The sequence below is a fragment of the Salinihabitans flavidus genome, from assembly GCF_900110425.1.
GTDB lineage: Bacteria > Pseudomonadota > Alphaproteobacteria > Rhodobacterales > Rhodobacteraceae > Salinihabitans > Salinihabitans flavidus.
The window spans coordinates 1-18,748 of the sequence record NZ_FODS01000038.1; the positions used below are offsets into that span (position 1 = coordinate 1).

General features: G+C 60.8%; 20 protein-coding genes and 1 pseudogene. 8 read left to right on the forward strand and 13 right to left on the reverse strand.

Annotation, left to right across the window (positions count from 1 at the left end):
* The 11 genes and pseudogenes from BMW66_RS18225 to BMW66_RS18275 form a co-directional block, all read right to left on the reverse strand.
* Positions 1 to 1,056, reverse strand: a pseudogene (locus BMW66_RS18225) (IS3 family transposase); the annotation flags it as partial.
* A gap of 587 nt (positions 1,057 to 1,643) precedes the next feature.
* Positions 1,644 to 2,099 carry a deoxycytidylate deaminase gene (locus BMW66_RS18230; RefSeq protein WP_093120533.1) on the reverse strand — a complete coding sequence of 152 codons (456 nt, stop codon included), beginning with the start codon at positions 2,097 to 2,099 and terminating at the stop codon, positions 1,644 to 1,646.
* Positions 2,100 to 2,102: 3 nt separating this feature from the next.
* The gene (locus tag BMW66_RS18235; RefSeq protein WP_093120534.1) at positions 2,103 to 3,551 is read right to left on the reverse strand and encodes an aldehyde dehydrogenase family protein; all 1,449 of its coding nucleotides are present in this window, start codon (positions 3,549 to 3,551) and stop codon (positions 2,103 to 2,105) included.
* 16 nt (positions 3,552 to 3,567) lie between these two features.
* Complete coding sequence (locus BMW66_RS18240; protein ID WP_093120536.1) at positions 3,568 to 4,446, reverse strand: dihydrodipicolinate synthase family protein; 879 nt, start codon at positions 4,444 to 4,446, stop codon at positions 3,568 to 3,570.
* 10 nt (positions 4,447 to 4,456) lie between these two features.
* The gene (locus tag BMW66_RS18245; RefSeq protein ID WP_093120537.1) at positions 4,457 to 4,804 is read right to left on the reverse strand and encodes a 4Fe-4S dicluster domain-containing protein; all 348 of its coding nucleotides are present in this window, start codon (positions 4,802 to 4,804) and stop codon (positions 4,457 to 4,459) included.
* 12 nt (positions 4,805 to 4,816) lie between these two features.
* The gene (locus BMW66_RS18250; protein WP_093120539.1) at positions 4,817 to 5,593 is read right to left on the reverse strand and encodes an enoyl-CoA hydratase-related protein; all 777 of its coding nucleotides are present in this window, start codon (positions 5,591 to 5,593) and stop codon (positions 4,817 to 4,819) included.
* Complete coding sequence (locus BMW66_RS18255; RefSeq protein WP_093120540.1) at positions 5,590 to 6,759, reverse strand: CaiB/BaiF CoA transferase family protein; 1,170 nt, start codon at positions 6,757 to 6,759, stop codon at positions 5,590 to 5,592. Before BMW66_RS18255 ends, BMW66_RS18250 begins: the two co-directional genes overlap by 4 nt.
* Before the next feature lie 11 nt (positions 6,760 to 6,770).
* Positions 6,771 to 8,135: an FAD-dependent oxidoreductase gene (locus BMW66_RS18260; protein ID WP_093120542.1), complete on the reverse strand. Its 1,365-nt coding sequence runs from the start codon at positions 8,133 to 8,135 to the stop codon at positions 6,771 to 6,773.
* 78 nt (positions 8,136 to 8,213) lie between these two features.
* Positions 8,214 to 9,017, reverse strand: coding sequence for an ABC transporter permease (locus BMW66_RS18265; RefSeq protein WP_245729545.1), 804 nt, complete (start codon positions 9,015 to 9,017; stop codon positions 8,214 to 8,216).
* Complete coding sequence (locus BMW66_RS18270; protein WP_245729547.1) at positions 9,017 to 9,745, reverse strand: ABC transporter ATP-binding protein; 729 nt, start codon at positions 9,743 to 9,745, stop codon at positions 9,017 to 9,019. The genes BMW66_RS18265 and BMW66_RS18270 overlap by 1 nt, the downstream gene beginning before the upstream one ends.
* An 89-nt stretch (positions 9,746 to 9,834) precedes the next feature.
* Complete coding sequence (locus tag BMW66_RS18275; protein ID WP_093120546.1) at positions 9,835 to 10,878, reverse strand: ABC transporter substrate-binding protein; 1,044 nt, start codon at positions 10,876 to 10,878, stop codon at positions 9,835 to 9,837.
* A gap of 135 nt (positions 10,879 to 11,013) precedes the next feature.
* Between BMW66_RS18275 and BMW66_RS18280 the strand changes: the two genes are divergently transcribed.
* Complete coding sequence (locus tag BMW66_RS18280; RefSeq protein ID WP_217639337.1) at positions 11,014 to 11,931, forward strand: LysR family transcriptional regulator; 918 nt, start codon at positions 11,014 to 11,016, stop codon at positions 11,929 to 11,931.
* Between the two features lie 336 nt (positions 11,932 to 12,267).
* Entirely contained in the window at positions 12,268 to 13,530 is a 1,263-nt protein-coding gene (locus BMW66_RS18285; RefSeq protein ID WP_093120549.1) for a tyrosine-type recombinase/integrase, read from the forward strand.
* Between the two features lie 51 nt (positions 13,531 to 13,581).
* Here BMW66_RS18285 and BMW66_RS18290 read toward each other — a convergent pair whose 3' ends face one another.
* Positions 13,582 to 14,178 (reverse strand): hypothetical protein, encoded by a 597-nt coding sequence (locus tag BMW66_RS18290; protein WP_093120550.1) that lies wholly within the window; start codon positions 14,176 to 14,178, stop codon positions 13,582 to 13,584.
* A gap of 624 nt (positions 14,179 to 14,802) precedes the next feature.
* Here BMW66_RS18290 and BMW66_RS18295 point away from each other — a divergent pair.
* Entirely contained in the window at positions 14,803 to 15,051 is a 249-nt protein-coding gene (locus BMW66_RS18295; protein WP_093120552.1) for a helix-turn-helix transcriptional regulator, read from the forward strand.
* A 62-nt stretch (positions 15,052 to 15,113) separates the two neighbouring features.
* Here the strand turns inward: BMW66_RS18295 and BMW66_RS20820 are convergent, their stop codons facing one another.
* Positions 15,114 to 15,275 carry a hypothetical protein gene (locus BMW66_RS20820; protein WP_175483313.1) on the reverse strand — a complete coding sequence of 54 codons (162 nt, stop codon included), beginning with the start codon at positions 15,273 to 15,275 and terminating at the stop codon, positions 15,114 to 15,116.
* Positions 15,276 to 15,334: 59 nt separating this feature from the next.
* Here BMW66_RS20820 and BMW66_RS18305 point away from each other — a divergent pair, with 59 nt between their 5' ends.
* From BMW66_RS18305 to BMW66_RS18325, 5 genes are all read left to right on the forward strand, one after another.
* Positions 15,335 to 15,748: a VRR-NUC domain-containing protein gene (locus tag BMW66_RS18305; protein WP_093120553.1), complete on the forward strand. Its 414-nt coding sequence runs from the start codon at positions 15,335 to 15,337 to the stop codon at positions 15,746 to 15,748.
* On the forward strand, positions 15,745 to 16,779 hold the full coding sequence (locus tag BMW66_RS18310) for a helix-turn-helix domain-containing protein (protein ID WP_093120555.1): 1,035 nt from the start codon (positions 15,745 to 15,747) through the stop codon (positions 16,777 to 16,779). The genes BMW66_RS18305 and BMW66_RS18310 overlap by 4 nt, the downstream gene beginning before the upstream one ends.
* The gene (locus BMW66_RS18315; RefSeq protein WP_093120556.1) at positions 16,776 to 17,456 is read left to right on the forward strand and encodes a hypothetical protein; all 681 of its coding nucleotides are present in this window, start codon (positions 16,776 to 16,778) and stop codon (positions 17,454 to 17,456) included. The genes BMW66_RS18310 and BMW66_RS18315 overlap by 4 nt, the downstream gene beginning before the upstream one ends.
* A gap of 313 nt (positions 17,457 to 17,769) precedes the next feature.
* Positions 17,770 to 18,378, forward strand: coding sequence for an AAA family ATPase (locus BMW66_RS18320; protein ID WP_175483314.1), 609 nt, complete (start codon positions 17,770 to 17,772; stop codon positions 18,376 to 18,378).
* A gap of 78 nt (positions 18,379 to 18,456) precedes the next feature.
* Positions 18,457 to 18,748, forward strand: a 292-nt coding sequence (locus BMW66_RS18325; protein ID WP_139196253.1) for a transposase, incomplete at its 3' end; no start/stop codon positions are given.

The following is an 18,748-nucleotide window of genomic DNA, read 5'->3' on the forward strand; positions in this document are numbered from 1 at the left end:
CATGCCCTTGTCGTCGAGATAATCTGCCAGGTCGCCCGCGATGTAAGATGAGCCGTTGTCGCTGAGCAGTCTTGGTTTGGCGACAACGGTTGCGCTGTCGCAGCCCGAGACGTCCAGTGCCAGGTCGAGCGTGTCGGTCACATCCTTTGCCTTCATCGTCGTGCAGAGCTTCCAGGCGATGATGTATCGGCTGTAATCATCCAGAATGGTCGACAGGTAGAACCAGCCCCACCCCAGGACCTTGAGATAGGTGAAGTCCGTCTGCCAGAGTTCGTTGGGCCGCGTGGTCCTGTCTTTGAACTCGTTCGCCGCCTTCATCACGATATGCGCCGGTGCCGTGACCAGATCTTCCGCCTTCAGGATCCGGTAAACGGATGATTCCGAGACAAAATTTTTCTTCTCGTCAGTGTATTTTACTGCAAGTTCGCGGGGTGTCAGTTCCTCATGCTCGAGCGCAAACGTCGATGACGTCGGCACGGGTCTCGTCCGGGAGGCGGTTCCACACGGACCCGGGATGTGGTGCGGTGTCTGCGAGCGTATCAAGCCCGCCTTCCGACCATCGGTCATACCAGCGATAATAGGTCGTGCGGGGGATACCCAGCATGGCCAGCGTCTGGCGAACCGGCAGATGCGAGGCCTCGACGGTGCGGATGATCTCGAGCTTTTCCGATGCGGGATACCTCATGCCTCGCACTCCCCATCCCCGAGCATGCTTTTTTTGAGCAGGCGGTTTTCCAGGGTCAGGTCGGCAACGACCTCCTTCAGCGCTGTCGCCTCCGAGCGCAGCTCCTTGACCTCGGGCGAGGTTGCCTGACGCGCGGTGTCGCCCGCCAGCCGCTGCTTGCCCGCCTCGAGAAACTCCTTCGACCACGTGTAGTACAGGCTCTCGCTGATCCCTTCGCGGCGGCACAGGGCGGCAATGCTTTCCTCGCCGCGCAGACCCGCCAGCACGATCCTGATCTTCTCCTCGGCCGAGTACTGTTTGCGGGTCTTGCGCTTGATGCCCTTGACCAGCTTGTCAGCGGCGTCCTTCGATGTTTCGGATTTCTTGTTCATCTTCGCTCCTTGATGGCTGCGATGAACCAGAAATCCTCCGTTACGAAAACATCAAATCTGTCCCATGGGTGCTGACGTCAGACACAGCGCCGTAAGGCGCATGTTAGTCATCGCCTCGCGTCTTGCGCCCGGACCCGAACGAAGACAGCGGCTTCGTCATGGATATCGAGGGCGATCTGGCCGGTATCCTAAACCTATGCCAGACAAGCAAAAAGGCCGCCGGGCTTTCGCCGGACGACCTCATGCAAATCAATCTGGTTGCGGGGGTAGGATTTGAACCTACGACCTTCAGGTTATGAGCCACCACAAGGCTGCTTTAGAGATTTGTTTGTTTTCAAAGCCTTCGCGAACAACCCTTTGATTTCGCAAACATCTCTTCCGTTATCGGACGGGATTCGAGGTGTTTCAACGACCCCAGAAGGGTTTAAAACCGCTTTCAAGGGTTGACCAAGCGTTGACAAAAACACTTTTGAACTGGGGCAAATCTCAATCGCAGTTCCACAGCACGATCGATGGCGAGAGGGGCGGTTCACCGGCATGAAGCAGACCGTGCCACAGTGCCTTCGGCCCGCATACCCGTGATGCTATCACTCGTCCTTCGTAACCACCAAAACCCCAGCCTCGGAGAGCAAAACCTCTGAAACCGCAAAACTGTGATCCAGCGCGCCATCATTAATAGGTCGGGGCGGACAAACGACGCGGGCTATGCCACTCTGGATAATGCCGCGCGCGCAGTCAGCACAGGGAAAGCGGGTGACATAAATCGTACATCCCTCGATTGCCGCCCCAGATCGTGCGGCATTGTAGATCGCGTTTCGCTCGGCATGTTCGACCCAGTGGAATTTCTCGCCACTCGCCCGGTCGAGCCGCGTGACATTGGCACAGGAAACACCGCGCGGCAGACCGTTGTAGCCGCTGGCGCGGATTTCTCGTCCCGAACCGACGATTACCGCGCCAACATGGAAATCCCGGTCCTCTGACCACGACGCCATCTCCACCGCGAGGTCGAGAAAGCGTCGGGTCCAAATCTCTTCAGAGGCCATCGCTCAGCCTGCCGAGATATAGGAGGTTTTGACAGTGGTGTAGAACTCCACGGCGTAGCGTCCCTGTTCGCGCGCACCGTAGGAAGACCCTTTTCGCCCTCCGAACGGAACATGGTAGTCGACCCCGGCGGTTGGCAGATTCACCATGACCATCCCTGCCTGAACGTGGCGCCGGAAGGTATTGGCGTGTTTCAAGTTCGTAGTGCAAATCCCGGCTGAGAGACCGAACTCGGTGTCGTTGGCAACCGCGAGCGCCTCGTCGAAATCAGCAACCTCTATAACCGAAGCACACGGACCGAAGATTTCCTCCCGGTTGATACGCATTCCGTTGTCGGTTCCCAGAAACAGCGCCGGCGCCTGGTAGAAGCCCGGCTTTTCAAGTTCCAGCCGTTCGCCGCCAATCACCGCGTCCGCCTCACCGCGCGCGAGTTCGATGTAGTCGAGGTTCGAGGCAAGCTGCCGCTCGTCCACCACCGGCCCGATCTGGGTGGTCGTGTCCAGTGCATCACCCACTTTCAGCGCTGTCATCTCGCGCGACAGCGCTTCAACGAAGGCATCGTGAATACCCCTCTGAACGATCAGCCGCGAGGAGGCCGTGCAGCGTTGTCCGGTCGAGAAGAAGGCCCCGTTGAGGCAGGTCTGGATCGCCGTATCGAGGTCGGCATCATCCATAACCACCATCGGATTCTTGCCGCCCATCTCCACCTGCACCTTCTTGCGGAGCCTCCCACAGGTCTCGGCAATGCGCGCCCCGACCCCTGCCGAACCGGTGAAGGAGATCGCATCGATGCCCGGGTGGGCAATGATCGCCTCGCCTACGGTCGAACCCGGGCCCATCACCAGATTGAACACACCCGGCGGGCAACCATGGCGGTGCAAAAGCTCGGTGATGACATGGGCACAGCCCGGTGTCAGATCCGCCGGTTTGAGAACAACGCAATTTCCGTAGGCCAGCGCCGGGGCGACCTTCCAAGCGGGAATGGCTATCGGGAAGTTCCATGGCGTGATTAGCCCGACGATACCTACTGGCTCTCTCGTGACCTCTACATCGATATCAGGGCGCACAGAAGGCTGTGCATCCCCGGCAACACGCAAAGCCTCACCCGCAAAGAACTTGAACACCTGACCGGCGCGCGCGGTCTCGCCGATGGCTTCGGCAACGGTCTTGCCCTCTTCGCGAGCCAGAAATCGGCCGATTTCCTCTTTCCGCGCAAGAAGCTCGGAGCCAACGGCATCAAGAAGGTCGTGGCGTGCCTGTGGCCCGGCGGCGGCCCAGGCCGGAAAGGCGCTGCGCGCTGCGGCAACCGCCGCGTCCACGGTGTCCGCATCGGCGCTGGAATACTGTCCAATCACGTCATCTGTATCCGACGGATTGATGTTCGAACGTGAATGACTGCTTGCGGCCCATTCGCCGCCAATCAGGTTTGCTTGGCTAACTTGCGAGTCTTTCATGATATCCTCTTTTGCTTCAGGTTGCGGACGTCAAAGCGTCCGGCACTAGGTGATCAAGTGCCACCGCTTCTCCCGTGCTCAGCGGCAGGAAGGGCGGAAGCGTATGAGTCCAGGTCGCATCGCCGGTACGACGGGCGATTAGATGTTTAATCGATGGAATCAGCGGCTGCGACGAGATCGCAGTGCGCAGGTCGGCTATGTCCGAGTAAGCCGCCGGCGAAGCATTTCCGCGCCAGACCTGCGAGCAGAGGTGGGCAGAGTGATTCACGGTTGCCGAGATACAGCCAGCGAAGCCCGCCTCCTGGGCCATGGAAAGCGTGGTTTCCGAGCTAGGGAATACGCGTAGCGCGAGAAGTGTCCGGGCAAGACGACGACAGTAGTCCAGATCGCCGGATGAATCCTTGATCCCGGCAAACCTTTCTGGCGCCAGTCGATGGAGTTGCGCGATGACCTGTTCGGGTATCACAAAGCCTGTCATCTGGGGATAATTGTAAAACCAGATCTGGATACGCCGATTACCCAGAGCCTCGTGCAGAGCAGAGTACCAGCGCAACAGTCCCTGCTCAGATGGTGGGGTGTAGTAATAGGGCGGCAATACCAGCGCCACTGGATAGCCAAGTGCTTCGGCATGAACAGTCAAAGCGATCGTTTCGGCCAGCGAAGGCGTACCGGTGCCAACCATCAGGCGCGATGGGTCAAGGCCGTCAGCCGCCCAACTCATCACCATCCGGCGAGTCGCATTGTCCAGGGAATTGGCCTCACCGGTGGAGCCCAGCACATTCAGCCCATCGCAGCCATTGGCCAGCGCCCAGCGAGCATGTTCCAGAAACAGCGGCTCGGAAGGTATTCCGCGCGCGTCGACGGGGGTGGGTACGGCTGCGATGATGCCTTGCATATCTGTCTCCTCATGTGTCCTGCGTGGTCGGTTCGCGCCGCGCATAATCTGCAAGCCGGGGGTGGTCGGGCACTGGATCCGAGCCCTTGTACCAGCCGCCCGGTTCGTCAAGTTCGCCGTTCGTGTCCAGAAAGACCTCGCGGTTGATCTGTGCGAAGATGGCGTTGTCCGCGTCAAGTTCGTCGTCATAGCGGATGGCATCGACCGGGCAGATGGTTTCGCACATACCGCATTCGATGCATTCCGTCGGGTGGATGTAGAACATCCTCTCGCCCTCGTAGATGCAATCCACCGGGCAGGACGTAGTGCAGATGCCGTCCTTGACATCGATGCACTGGCTCTGGATGACGAGTGTCATGGCTTCCTCCGTTTACTTGCCACGCCAGACCGGGGCGCGTTTCTCGCGGAAGGCGGCGACACCTTCCTCAGAATCCTCGGACTGGAGCGCCGCGACCAACGCGGGGCGACGCAGGTCGCGCGCCTCGACGGGTGTCAGATGGCCGGTGTTACGAATGGTGTCCTTGATCGCGGCCACCGACAGTGGGGCGCAGCCGAGGATATCGTTGACCCATGCATCAACCTCGGCATCGAGTTGATCCGCAGACACGACCGCATTGACCATGCCGTAGTGTAGGGCATCGGCGGCTGACAGCATCCGCCCGGTCAGCATGATGCCCGCGGCGATGTTGCGCGGGACCAGCCGTTGCAGCGCCACCATGCCGCCATCTAGCGGCAGACGCCCGACCTTGGCCTCCGGCAGGCCAAATGTCGCGGAGTCCGACGCGACTACAATATCTGCACCCAGAACCATCTCGAACCCGCCGCCAAGCGCCAGGCCGTTCACGCGCGCGATCACCGGCACATTCAGCGTCTGCCGCAGGCTAATACCGCCGAACCCATCAGGATTGGCCGCGGCCCAGTATTCCAGACCCGACAGCCCGCCGCCGGCCTTCATGTCGGCGCCAGCACTGAATGCGCGGTCGCCCGCGCCCGTCAGCACAACGCAGCGGATGTCATCGCGGGTCTCGATCTCAGCCCAAACCTGATTCAACGCGGCGTCAGTGCCGGCGTCGACCGCGTTCATGCGGTCGGGCCGGTCTATTGTGACCCGCGCGACGTGGTCGGCAACTTCGAAAAGGACGCTCATACGGCCTCCTTCCGGGCCACAGCCGAGAGGCCGAGTTCGCGGATCACCTCTTCGGTGTGCTCTCCCAGCTTCGGGGGAGTGTGGCGGATCACCACTGGCGCATCGCTCAAATGCACGGGAGAGCCGACCAGCGTGAGAGACCCGAGGATAGGGTGTTCCATGTCCACCAGCATGCCGTTGGCCTCCGTCTGCGGATCCTCCAGCGCCTCGCCGAGCGACTTCACCGGCGCGCAAAGCAGATCCTGTGCTTCCAGCCGCTCGATCCAATGCGCCATGGTGTTGGTGGCGAAAGCATCGCGAAAACGGCCCTGAAGATAGGGCTTGCCGGCGCGCTGCGCCGTCAGGTTGGGATATTCTGGCGACAGGTCCTCAATTTCCAGCGCGGTGCAGATGTCCTGCAGCGGATTGACCTTGAACGCTCCCACCACGACGATAGCGCCATCGGTGGTGTCGAACACGCCGGTCAGCGGCATCGCCGCCCAGTTCAACACCTCGCGATGCTTGGACCATTGCGCGGCCTCCTGCATCTGCATGGCAATCATGGAATCGTAGAGCGACACGCTCACCTTCTGCCCGCGTCCGGTTTTCTCGCGCCCCAGAAGCGCCGCCAGAATGCCCTGCACCAGATGCATGCCGGCGGTGTAGTCGCACAGCGTCGTGGGGTAGATCGACTTCGGGATCGCGGGATCCTGGGTCTTTTCCATCACACCGGTCATTGCCTGCGCCAGCACGTCCTGACCGCCCTTGTGGGCGTAGGGTCCGATCTCGCCGAACCCGGTGCCCGAGGCGCAGATGATCCGCGAATTGATCCTCTTCAACGTGTCGAAATCGAAGCCCAGGCGTTTCATCACCCCGGCACGAAAGTTGTCGACGACCACATCGGACTGTGCCACCAGCTCATGAACCAACTGCCGGCCTTCATCGGACTTGGTGTCAATCTCCACCGAGCGCTTGTTGCGGTTGAGCGAGGCGAACACCGCATTGTTCATCGCCTCCTCCGAGGTTTCGCCGAAGAAGTTGCGCGAAAGGTCGCCCGCGCCGGGACGCTCGACCTTGATGACGTCGGCGCCGAAATCGGCCAGCATCTGCGTGGCGCAGGGTCCCATCATCACCTGAGTGAAGTCGAGGACGCGGATGCCCTCAAGCGGTAGGTTCTGTTTAGACATGTTGTCCTCCTTCACGCGTCAACAGGGTCTTCGATCAGCGCATTGGCCGAGGGCACGTCGCCCGGGTCGGCGCCCTGCGCGCGCATCTGTTTCTGAATCGCCTTGACGTCTACGTCGCGCAGCGCGCAATTCGCATCCAGCGCCTTGGCGACGGCGACACCCGCGGCCTCGCCCTGACTCATGCAGGGCGGGATCTCGCGCGACTGCTTCTGCGCCTCGCTCTCCACGGAATAATGTCGGCCCGCGACAATCAGATTGTCGATCCCCTTGGGCAGAAGCGCACGGTAAGGCGTGTAGTAGTCGCGACCCCGGCAGACAGAGTCGGCAAAGTGGCGGCGCGATGCCACGTCATCCTTGGTGACGACATATTCGCCCTGCAACATCCTCGTCTGGCGGATGCCCATTTGCTCGGCGGCGCCCAGCATCTTGGCATTCTCGAAACCGGGGATGTTCTTGCGGGCGAACTCCAGCAGTCCCATCATCCGGCCACGGCCCTCGAACTCGGCTTCGACCATGTGTTCGGGCGACATGCCGTCATAACCAGGCATGTGCGGGCAGTTGCACCAGACCACGCCAGGTAGCGGCGTCTTCAGCCACCACATGCCCCAGGCCCCGCCGATCACGCGACGCGCCTGACGGTCGAGTTTCTTGAATTCCTCGGGGTTCTCGTATTCGAAGGCCTCGGCCCGGGCGGTGTCCACATCCATCAGGCGGAACACGGTGGTGACGATGAACTGCCCAGTAATGAAGGACGCACCCGCGGAGCTGGCCACATCCAGATCGCCCGATGCATCCACCACCATCTTCGCGCGGATCGCCTGGCGCCCCAGCTTGGTCTGCACGATCACCCCGGTGACGAGGTTGTCCTCGACCAGTGCCTCTGAGAACCAGCTGTGAGTACGCAGCTCGATATCCGCATCCCTGACCAGGTCCAGGCTGACGCGCTTCCAGGCGTCAGGGTCAAAGGCGACGGAATGGACGATCGGCTGCGGCATGCCCTGCTTGCGGAAGTCGATGCAACCCCAGCGTGACCACTTCTGCCACATCTCCCAGTTGGTCAGGCAGTCCTCAGACGGCGGGTAGACGGCACCGCCCTGGCGTTCTAGCCGGTCGATGAATTCGCTGACAATGCCGGTGGTGGTGACCTCGTTGCCCTCGTTCACCATGTCGTCGAGTACCAGGACCATTCCCCCGGACGCCATGCCACCAAGATGATGATAGCGTTCGACCAGCGTTACCTTCGCCCCGTTGCGGGCGGCCGAAACCGCAGCCGACAGCCCTGCCGGTCCGGCTCCGATCACCAGAACATCTGCATCGGAAACGACGGGCACCTGTTCGGCGTGAGTGGTAACATATTCCTTGATTGGATCGGTCATTTGGACAATCTCCTCCTGTTACGCCGCAGCAGTTTTTGCTGGCGTGCGTCTTTTTTCATTTCAAATTGGCAGTTTACCTTACCAGCGGACGGTCCAGCGCTCCGCGAGCGTGACCAGTGTGAACATCATGACCGACAGGCCAGAGGACATGAAAACAGTTGCGTATAGCAACGGTGAGTTGAAGTTGAAGGTCGCCTCGATGATCAGCGCGCCAAGTCCTATATCCGCACCAACCCATTCGCCAACGATGGCACCGATCACCGAGGTGGTAGCCGAGATCTTCAGCGCCGAGAACAGGAACGGTAGCGACGACGGCAGCCGCATCTTCCAGAATACCTCGGATTTCGAGGCCGAGAGGATCTTGGCTAGCTCCAGCGCTTGGGGGCTGACCGCTTGCAGGCCGCGCACCATGTTCACCAGCGTGGGGAAGAAACAGATCAGCGCCGCGATCACCACCTTGGCCGTGAGGCCCGGGCCGAAAATCAGCACCAGGATCGGTGCGATCGCAAGGATCGGAATGGTGTTGACGAACACCGCGATGGGAAAGAATGCGCGCTCCACATGCCGCGAATGTACAAAGGCGATGGCGATCAGGATCGCGGCGATATTGCCAACGGCAAACCCGGCAACGCTCTCGAAAAGGGTGGGCCATAGATTCTGCATCAGGAGCGGAAACTTGTCCAAAAAGGTGACGGCCACGTCAGAAGGTGCCGGCGCGATATAGGTTGGAACGCCGAACGCCTTGACGCCAATCTGCCAAATGGCGATCAGTCCGGCGGCACATCCCAGAGGTAGGGCGCCCGACATGATCTTGTGGCGGCGAGCGGCCATACGCAATTCGGCCTCAAGATCGGGGGCAGATGTATTTTCGACAACTGTCATCAGCATGTCTCCAGTAGATCGCGCAGATAGCCGCAATATTGGGTGAATTGTGACGTGTCGCGTAACTTGGTCTTGCGTTCATCCGGCAAGTCGATATCCACGACTTCGCGAAGTCGTCCGGGGTTGGCCTCGAGCATGATGACTTTCTGCCCTAGGAACACCGCTTCGGAAATGGAGTGGGTCACGAAGAGGATCGTCGTTCCGGTCTCTCGCCAGATATCGAGTAGTTGCAGATTCAGCCGGTCTCGGGTCATCTCGTCCAGCGCCCCGAAAGGTTCGTCCATCAGCAGCAGCTTGGGCTGGCAAACCAGGGCCCGCGCAATGGCCACGCGCTGGCGCATCCCGCCCGACATTTCATGCGGAAGCGCATCCTCGCGCCCTTTCAGGCCAACGAGTTCGAGAAGCTCTCGCGGGCTTCGGGTGCCTGCGGGGATGTCGCTTCCCCGATTGCGCCCGATCTCCAGCGGCAGTTCCACATTTTTCAGTGCGGACCGCCAAGGTAGAAGCGTCGCGTCCTGAAAGACGAATGCGAACTCGCGGGCGAGCCGCGCCTCTTCGGTAGTTTTTCCGAAGATGGAAACCTCGCCGGTCGCCGCCGGGATCAAGTCCGAGACAAGCCGGAGCAACGTTGACTTCCCGCACCCGGAAGGTCCGAGTATGGTATAGAAGGAGCCCGCTTCCAATTCGAGTTCTAGCCGATCAATGGCGGTGAAAGTTCCGAAGCGCACCGAAGCGTTCCTGAGCGATGCCGCAGGCACCCCTTTCGGGGGGCCTCCGGCGTTGTTGGCTATGGTTTCTGTTGCTGCAAGCATGGCAATCATCCGTAGGTCGGCCGTGCCGAAGTGATTTCATCCAGCACAGCAAGTGTCATGACACCATCCAGGTCCGGAGCGGCTCTTTCAAACTGGCCAAGCTGGTCATAGGTGTCGATCTGGGCCAGCCAGTTTTCGCGCGTCATTGTTCCCCAGCCGCGCTCTGCCGTTTCCGCGTTAAAGCTGTAGTCCAGTACCAACCCAACAGTCTCAAGCTCGTTCTCGCGGTCGAGATTGGGGTAGCGGTTGACCAGGATATCCACGGCGGCCTCTGGGTTATCATGCACCCAACCCCATCCTCGCGCAATCGCGCGCAGCATGCCCTGTACCTGTTCCGGCTGCTCTGCCAGCAAACCATCGTTGACATAATAGGGGTTTGCATAAAGCTGGATTCCGGCGTCCCAGAGCGTCATGTCAACGCGCTCGTCGCCCAGAACCTTTAGCGCGCTGGTATTGGTCTTCCAGCCGGTGACCACATCCGCCTGACCGGTCAAAAGCGGTGACATGTCAGATCCCATTACCAGCACCTCGACATCGTCTTCGGAGATTCCGTTTTTCGCCAGCATCGCCTGCAGCAGAATACGCGCGGTACCGTTGGTCGCGACTCGCTTGCCGATCAGGTCCTTTGGCTCACGCACTGGATTTCCTTCAAGCGAAAAATAGGTGAAGGGGTGCTGCTGATAGCCGGCGGCGATACATTTGATCGGTAACCCCTGGGAGCGCGCGAGCATCAGGGAAGGACTTGATGAGATTGATCCGATATTGGCTCGGCCCGAAGCGACCGACGCGACGCCATCTACGTTTGGTCCGCCGGGCACGATCTTGAGTTCGAGGTTCTCATCGGCGAAAAATCCCTGTTCGTCCGCGGCAACTTCGCCAAGGATACCATTGCTGGCCAACCAGCCGAGTTGAAGCGTCACCGTCTGGGGCGAACCGGCCCGCGCCGGGGAAATGCCCACGAAGCTGCCTGCCAGCCCGGCACCTGCGGCAGCACCCATAGATTTCATCAGTGTGCGGCGTGAGATTCTGTTTATCATATCGTTTGTCATGTTTTCCTCTCCTGTGGAAAGCGGGTGGAACGGTCATTACTTCGACCTTGTTCAGAAAACTCTAGAACACCGCCCGTTGGTGCAGGTAGGATAAAGTTCTGCCCACGGTGGTGCAAATTTCGCACCACCCCATTCATGGATACTCAGATGCATTCCATCTTCCTGAAATACTTCGATGAAGTGGCACGGCAGCGTTCGATCCGAAAAGCCGCGCTGGTTCTAAATGTTTCTTCGACTTCGGTGAATCGCAAAATCTTGAAGATCGAAGAGGAGTTGGGCGCATCGCTTTTCGACCGAACCCCCGAAGGGGTCGAACTGACCGCCGTGGGGGGGATTCTGCTCGAACACTGCCGAAGGGTGCTGCACGAGTTCGACCGTACAAGGGTCTTGATTGATGATATGCGTGATCTTCGTACAGGCCACCTCAATATCATAACGGTCGACTCTGTAGCCATTGGTAGCCTTCCTCGGGCAATAAACGAATTCTCCAAGGTCTATCCTGACATATCCATTTCAGTGACCACGGCTCAGCCCGAGGATGTCGTAGACGCAGTGGCCATGGGCGACGCCGATATCGGGATCGCCTTCACCTTCACGTCTCATCCAGACGTGCGAATATTGTCCGAAAAATCAGCCCCCTTCGGGGCTCTGGTTCGGCCCGATCATCCCCTTTCGGGGTGGCCCAGTGTCACAGTCGAGGATCTCGCCGGCTACCGGTTGATCCGCACCATCGACGCCCGAGGCCGAAATTCGATCATAGACCAAGCCATGTCCACACTGGTGACGCCGCTTTCCACATATGTATTCACCAACACGTTGTTCTTGGCGAAAGAGATGATTCTGTCGAATCACGGTATCGGACTTTATACTAAGATCGGCTTCTACGATGAGGTTCAGCGCGGAGAGCTAAGCTTCATTCCGTTGATTCAGGCAACGCTTGGTAATGTCCGTGTCGGGGTCATGGCCTCAGCCTCGGCAGCCATAGGTCCGGCGAAACGGCTGATGTGCGATATCATTAGCCGCGAAATGGGAAGCATGCGGCTTGACTCTTGAGTATATTATAACGCCTCGAACAAGTATCCCCAAGGCTCAAACGGCTTTCGCTGAACTGCCAGTTTTCATACTCAAATGCTGAAAAGCCACTGGTGGCCGAATCCGAGAAGGCGCGCCGCGATTTTGCACGCAGCCATGGCCAACACCGCGCCAACCATTACAAGTCACTCCCCCCGCGCTGGGCGCCCTTCCACGTGCCCGCTCGCCCTGCCGAACCGGAATTGACCGGCGCCGGTCAATTCCACCTTCCGCCTGTATTCCGCCCCCTACCCCGTGCTGTGACTTGATAGTCGCGCGGGTCTACGCCTGTGTCGCACGGGAAAGGAGACCGGATGCATGGCCAACAGATTGAAGCTCAATGAGAAACTGCTGCGCGAGGCCGAGCCCAAGCCCGGTGTCAGCTACCAGATCTTTGATACCGAGGTGATCGGCTTTTCGGCACGGGTGCAAAGCTCCGGCGCGCGCACCTTCACGATCGATTACCGCTTCGGAGGACGGCAGCGGCGCATGACCATCGGGCGTTGGCCGGACTGGAGCGTGACGGCCGCACGGGCGCGCGCCAAAGAGCTGCGCCGCGCCGTCGATGAGGGCCGCGATCCGCTGGCGCTGAAGGAAGATCTGCGCGAGGCTCCGCGCGTGAGCGACATGATCGACCGCTATATCCGCGAACACCTGCCGAAGCTCGCGCCGGCGAATGCGGGCGATCAGGTCTCAATGCTCCAAAAGATGGTCAAGCCGGCCTGGGGCAACCGGCTGGTGACCGACATCACCAAGTCCGATGTGGCGAAGTTCCTGGATTTCGTGGCCGAGGGCCGCCCCCGCCCCTGCAAGGCGCGGCCCAACAACCGCGCCCGCAAGCTGCAGGGCCACAAGCCGACCCCGGTCCGCGCCAACCGCATGGGCGAAGTGCTGCGCAAGATGTTCACGCTGGCCATCGAATGGGAGTGGTGCGAGGCCAATCCGGCGCAGGGGTTTCACAGGCGCATCGAGCAAGCGCGCGAACGCTTTCTGAGCCCCGAGGAACTCACCCGCCTTGCCGCCGTGCTCGACAGCGCCGAGGATCAGCGCGCCGCCTCGATCATCCGCATGTGCATGCTGACCGGCGCCCGCGTGGGCGAGGTCCGCACCGCGCGATTCGAGCAGTTCAATCTCGACTATGCCATCTGGTCAAAGCCCGCGTCGATCACCAAACAGCGCAAGATCCACCGTGTGCCGGTCTCACAGGACGTGGTTGCCATCGTGCGCCAGCGGCAGCTCGTGGTGCCGCGCGGCAATCCCTGGCTCTTCCCCAGCGACACGGCCATCGGCAAGCCCGTGCACGATGTTCGCCGGTTCTGGGGAACGGTTCAGCGCGAGGCGGAACTGACCGATGTCCGCATCCATGATCTGCGCCACACCTTTGCATCCCTGCTGGTCAGCGGCGGAGCTTCGCTGGAAATCATCGGCCGCTTGTTGGGCCACAGCCAGATGCAGACCACGCAGCGCTATGCGCATCTCATGGAATCGCCGCTGCGCGCGGGCGTTGATACCGTGGCCAGCATCTTCCGCCCGCGCCCTCAATTGGTTCATGACGCAGTGAATGACCAGAAATCCGCCTAATCGTCGAACGGCACTGCGCTGGGCGCTTGTCGCCGGGCGTCTCCTCGCGCCCTAGTCGGACCCGCGCACCGCACGCCAGATGGGGGCTATTCGTTTGCGGATGGTGCTTTCCTCGGGCACATCTCCCGACTTTGACTGCGCGATGAACCAGTCCTGCACCTCTGCAATCAACGCCGCCTGCGAGGCCGGGAAGCCCTGCTCGTTCAGGCGCTTGAACAGCCGAACCATCATGGCGTCCCAGTCATAGCGCGGGCTTGCGCCAATGCCATGCGCCGGGCGGCGCAAAAGGTCGCTCTCCTCCTCGAAGACGTACAGCGCCTCGGCCGGAAACATCAGATCCGTGGCGCGCACCAGAATGCCCTCAACTGGATCGGTCACGAATTGCCAAAGGTCGCTGCCTGACGGGAGAATTCGCCTCAACCGGCATGTGTCATCACTCGGACCGAACCTGCGAAACAGCGGCATCAGCTCTGCCATGGAGACCTGCACCAGCCCCCCGTGCCATTCCTCCCCGCAATGAACGGGCTCGATACCGATCATGGCCTTGAGCTGTCCGGTGGCGGCCCAGCCCGCCACATCAGCGGCCGGGCAACCCCAACGCGCGGAAATCTCGTAGATCGAGTAGAAGGCAACAGGTGGAAGCGGCATGAGGTCTCCTTTCAGACATGCGGGATCGATCGGTCAGGACCGGGAAACGCGCAGACAGCGCAATGTTTGGCAGCACTTCAGGCGCCGTTCGGGACAAGCACATCGGAAGCAGAGCTGATCACGCCTGAGGGTACCGGTGCCCGCAGCGCCGGCTCTTACAGTGGATCTTGCGATTCTTCTTTGACTGCTCGGGGACGGACTTAATCGCCCGGAACGTGTCCTGTCACTCCAAAATTTGCCGGCTGCGGCAAGATAGCCCGCGACCGCACGGTAAGCCTTTGTTTCTCCTTTGTTTCTCCTTTGTTTCTTTTTTCAGGTGGGGCGGATCACGGCCAACGCCGGGTTCCACTCCCTGAAATCCCGCAATTCCCGCCTCGTGTGGGTGGGGGCGGATGAGCGCCGCAGCGTGGGCAGAAAGCTGATCCGGCAGGGACAGAGCCAGTCCGGATTTGCGCCGGGCCGGGCCCCGCTTGGGGGAGCTGAAACGCGCGCACTCCAGTAAAACAAGGGGTGGAATTGATACCGGACCGTCAATTCCACCTTCCGCCTGTATTCCGCCCCGCGCGCTCTGCTTCGTTTGCTCTGCCCCACCGACCCGGGGTGCACCACAACTGGAGCAGTCCCATGACACATCCCCACACCGAGCCGGACACAGATCCGGCGCCTCTTCTCGCCGAATGGATCAGCCGAGACGACTTGGCCCGTGAACTGAACCTCACCCCTGACACGCTGGGGCGCTGGGAGGCACGCCGCCAGGGACCACCCTGCACACGCCTGGGACGAAAGGTATTCTACCGCCGCGCCTCGGTTCAGGACTGGCTGCGCGCACAGGAGCAGGCCCGCACCACCCGCAAGCACAGGGGGCGAAAATGACACATGCCTTCTCCACACTCCGACAAGCGGTAACGACTGATCCGCGCTGGTTGCCTGATCGGCTACGTGAGGCCCGCGCGGTAATCGCCGATGTGGCCCATCATTCCGATCACCTGATCCGGCTCGCCTGCAAGGTTCTGATCCGCCATGGCGAGACTGAGCGGGAACGCCGCGATGCGCATGTACTCCTGCTGATCGTCGAGGCGCGCACGCCCCAGCGCCATCGGCCTCATCGGGGTCCCGACGATGAGCCGGATCCGGCTGAAGGCGCCGGGGTGACGTCATGACGCGCCGTGGCACACCCGAGGCTGATCTGCAGCGCGCCGTGGTGAAGGCCCTGCGCTTTGCCCTGCCCCGCTCCGCCATCGTGCATCACTGCGCCAACGAGGTGACCGAGCCCGGACCGCGCGGCGCCAGGCGGCAGGCCATTCTGGTCGGCATGGGTGTTCACCCCGGCTTTGCCGATCTGATGGTGCTGTCAGAGGGGCGCGTGCTGTTTCTGGAACTGAAGAGCAACCGTGGGCGGCTCAACCCCGCCCAGGAAGTCTTCCGCGATGCGGTGCAGGCGCAGGGGTTTGGCTGGGCGCTGGTGCGCAGCCTCGACGATGCGCTGGGCGCGCTGGCCGATCATGGCTTGACCACACGCGTGGTGTCCCGGCATGCCGCCCAGCGCCCAGGCCGGAGGGTCGCACCATGAGCCATGCCGCCACCAACTGGGCCATTCAACAGCGTGGGCTCAAACCCACCACCAAGATCGTGCTCTGGCATCTCTGTGATCGCTTCAACCCCGACCACGGCTGCTTTCCCTCGCAAGAGCGGCTTGCGCATGATTGCGAAATCAGTCGCTCGACGCTGAACGCCCATATTGGTCAGCTCGAGGCCGCGGGGTTGGTGCGCCGGGTGCCGCGTATCCATCCGGTCACAAAGCGACAGATGCCTACCCGCTACATTTTGGGGTTCGAGCCGGGCTTTGCACCGCATGGCGCGGATCCGTGTCCGGAAAGCGGACATGGTGATCAGCCCTTCGAAGATCTGGGCGATGAGAACGGGATCACCGCACCCGGTGCGCATGAACAACCCGGGCCGTGTCCAGGAACCGGACACGGAAATCACCCGAAAGCCGTGTCCGATTTTTGCCCCGACCCGTGTCCGGAAAATCCCCAAAGCCGTGTCCGGAATCCGGACACTAACCCTGTAAGAGAACCTTTAAGTAAACCTGTAAAGGAGGAGGAGGGCGCGCAAGCGCGCGAGGCTGAATTCGAATTGTTTTTTGGCACGCTACTGCAAGTGCTGGGCCTTGCCCCTGACGCCCTGCCGGGGTGGTGGCAGGGCTGGCCGGCCCGCGAACATGTCCGCCGCTGGCGGGACGATCTCGGGCTCAGCGCGGATACGATCATCGCCGTCGCTGAGGCAACGCGGCGTGAGCACCCCGAACCGCCCGACGGGCCGAAGGCGCTTGATCGCGCCATGCAGCGCGCTGCCCGGCAGCGGGCCCAGCCAGGCTCTGCATCCCAACAGGGTAGAGAGTGTACAGGAGGGCGCAGAGGCAGACGGAAGGCCGCGTCGGGACCACTGCCCAGCGCCGACGAGCTGGCGGCGTTCTACGCCGGACTGGTGAACTCCGACCGGTACCTGCCCGCCAACACGATCTCGAACACCATGCGCGATGCCATGCTGGCCCGGGGCCTCGTGACAGTCGAGCGTCTGCGCGAGCGGGGTGTGCGATGAGCAGGGTCGATCGCAGATTGTCGGGACTGTCCGCCCAGCGCACCGGGCGCGGCAGAGCGAGGCGCAGCATGGGCGTGCAGGCGGCGCTGGAATGGGCCTTCCGGATTGAGAAGGCACAGCTGGAACTGCCCGAACCTCCCGACCCCGAGCGCGGGCCCGGGGTCGGTTTTGGCCTCGAATACGTGCTGATGCAGCGCGCAGCGCTGGGCTGCAAGGTCGATGGCGGGCAGTACAAGATGGGGGACTACACCCATGAGGATGCCGAGGTGATCGCGGCCACGGTGGCCGGAATGCCCGACAGCCTCGGCGGCAGGCGCATGGCAATCCGCGTGGCCGAGCTGGCCCGCGCCGGGCTGACGCCAGACTGGATGCCCGGCGCCGTGCCGCGCTGTGTGCCGGTGGACACGCGGGAAAACCAGCACGGCGTGCGGGCCGCGACCGACGTCGTCGGTACCGAGCGGGTGCTCTCGCGCGGCAAGTGGCGCATGATCGAGATCCTGGCCTGTCCGGTGACCTTTTCCCCCCACCCCCACCAGATCGAGGCCGCGCACCGCGCCTATGACGACTGGTGGGCCGCGCTGGGCTGGATCCGCGACGGACTGATCGCGGGCGGCATCCTGCGGGACGTCGAAGTAACAAACGTGATGCCGAAGGAAAGGCCTTGGGGAAAGGGGTGAGCTTGGTCGATCGGCGGATTCCGGCCATTCGCTGCGCTTGCAAGATGCTCAAATCAACGAAGGAAGAGCGGACATCCAGAAACGCTATCTGGCCTAGCTGGAAGGCTCAGTTTGCAGTCAGGTCCAAGAGCGAAAGAAGCCTTACAAAACGATGAACATATACGGCCTTCATTGTTGGCTTTACGTTCGTAGGCACTGAACCTCCATTTTTCAATTTTGGGTGGTCTGTTCGTCAAAGTGACACTATCGTTGGGCGCATCAAAGCCATGAATATTTACGGTAGCTGATTTATTTTCTGGAAGGCGGACCAAAATTGCGCATCAAAAAAGTCATTCTTGAGAATTTCCGCGGCTATCAGGTCCGTACCGAGGTCTCTCTTGATCAGTTCACCGCACTTATCGGCAGAAACGACGCCGGTAAATCGACCATACTTGAAGCGCTGGACTACTTCTTCGAGAACTCCAAGCCTGATCAAGGCGACGCAAGCATCGGAGGGGATGCGAAGAAAGTTCTGATCGGCGTTGTGTTTGATCGACTTCCTGCCGAGCTGACCTTGGATCGAGGCGCGAGAAGTACGCTGGCAGCTGAGCACCTCTTAAACGAAGACGGTGACCTGGAGATTCATAAGCTCTTCAGTCTTGCAGCTCAGCGCCCTAGTGCTCCCAAGGTTTTTGCGCGGGGAGTGCATCCTTTAGAGGAGAAGGTCAAAGGTCTGCTGCAAAAGAACAATACCGATCTGAAGGCGCTAGTGAAAGACATGGGTCTTCAAGACGCGTGCAATCTCAACGAAAACCCTTCCATGCGGCAAGCGATCTACCAGAGTTTAGGTGGAAATCTGGCGCTAGAGCTTCAGGACGTTCCTCTCAACGACGACAACGGCAAAGCCATATGGAGCGCGATCCAGGCAAGGTTGCCTGTCTGACGTCAGCACCTTTGGGACAGATTTGAGGATTTGAACAACGGAGGGTTTCTGGTTCATCATAGCCTTTAAGGAGCGAAGATGAACAAGAAGCCCGGAACATCGAAAGACGCAGCTGACAAGCTGGTCAAAAACATCCGCCGCAAGACCCGCCAGACCTACTCGGCGGAGGAGAAGATCCGCATTGTTTTGGCCGGATTGCGCGGGGAGGAAAGCATCTCGGCGTTATGTCGCCGCGAGGGTATCTCTGACAGCCTGTATTACACTTGGTCGAAGGAATTCCTTGAGGCTGGAAAGCGTCGTCTTTTCGGCGACACAGCGCGTCAGGCGACATCGCCTGAGGTGAAGGATCTGCGATCTGAGGCCATGGCTC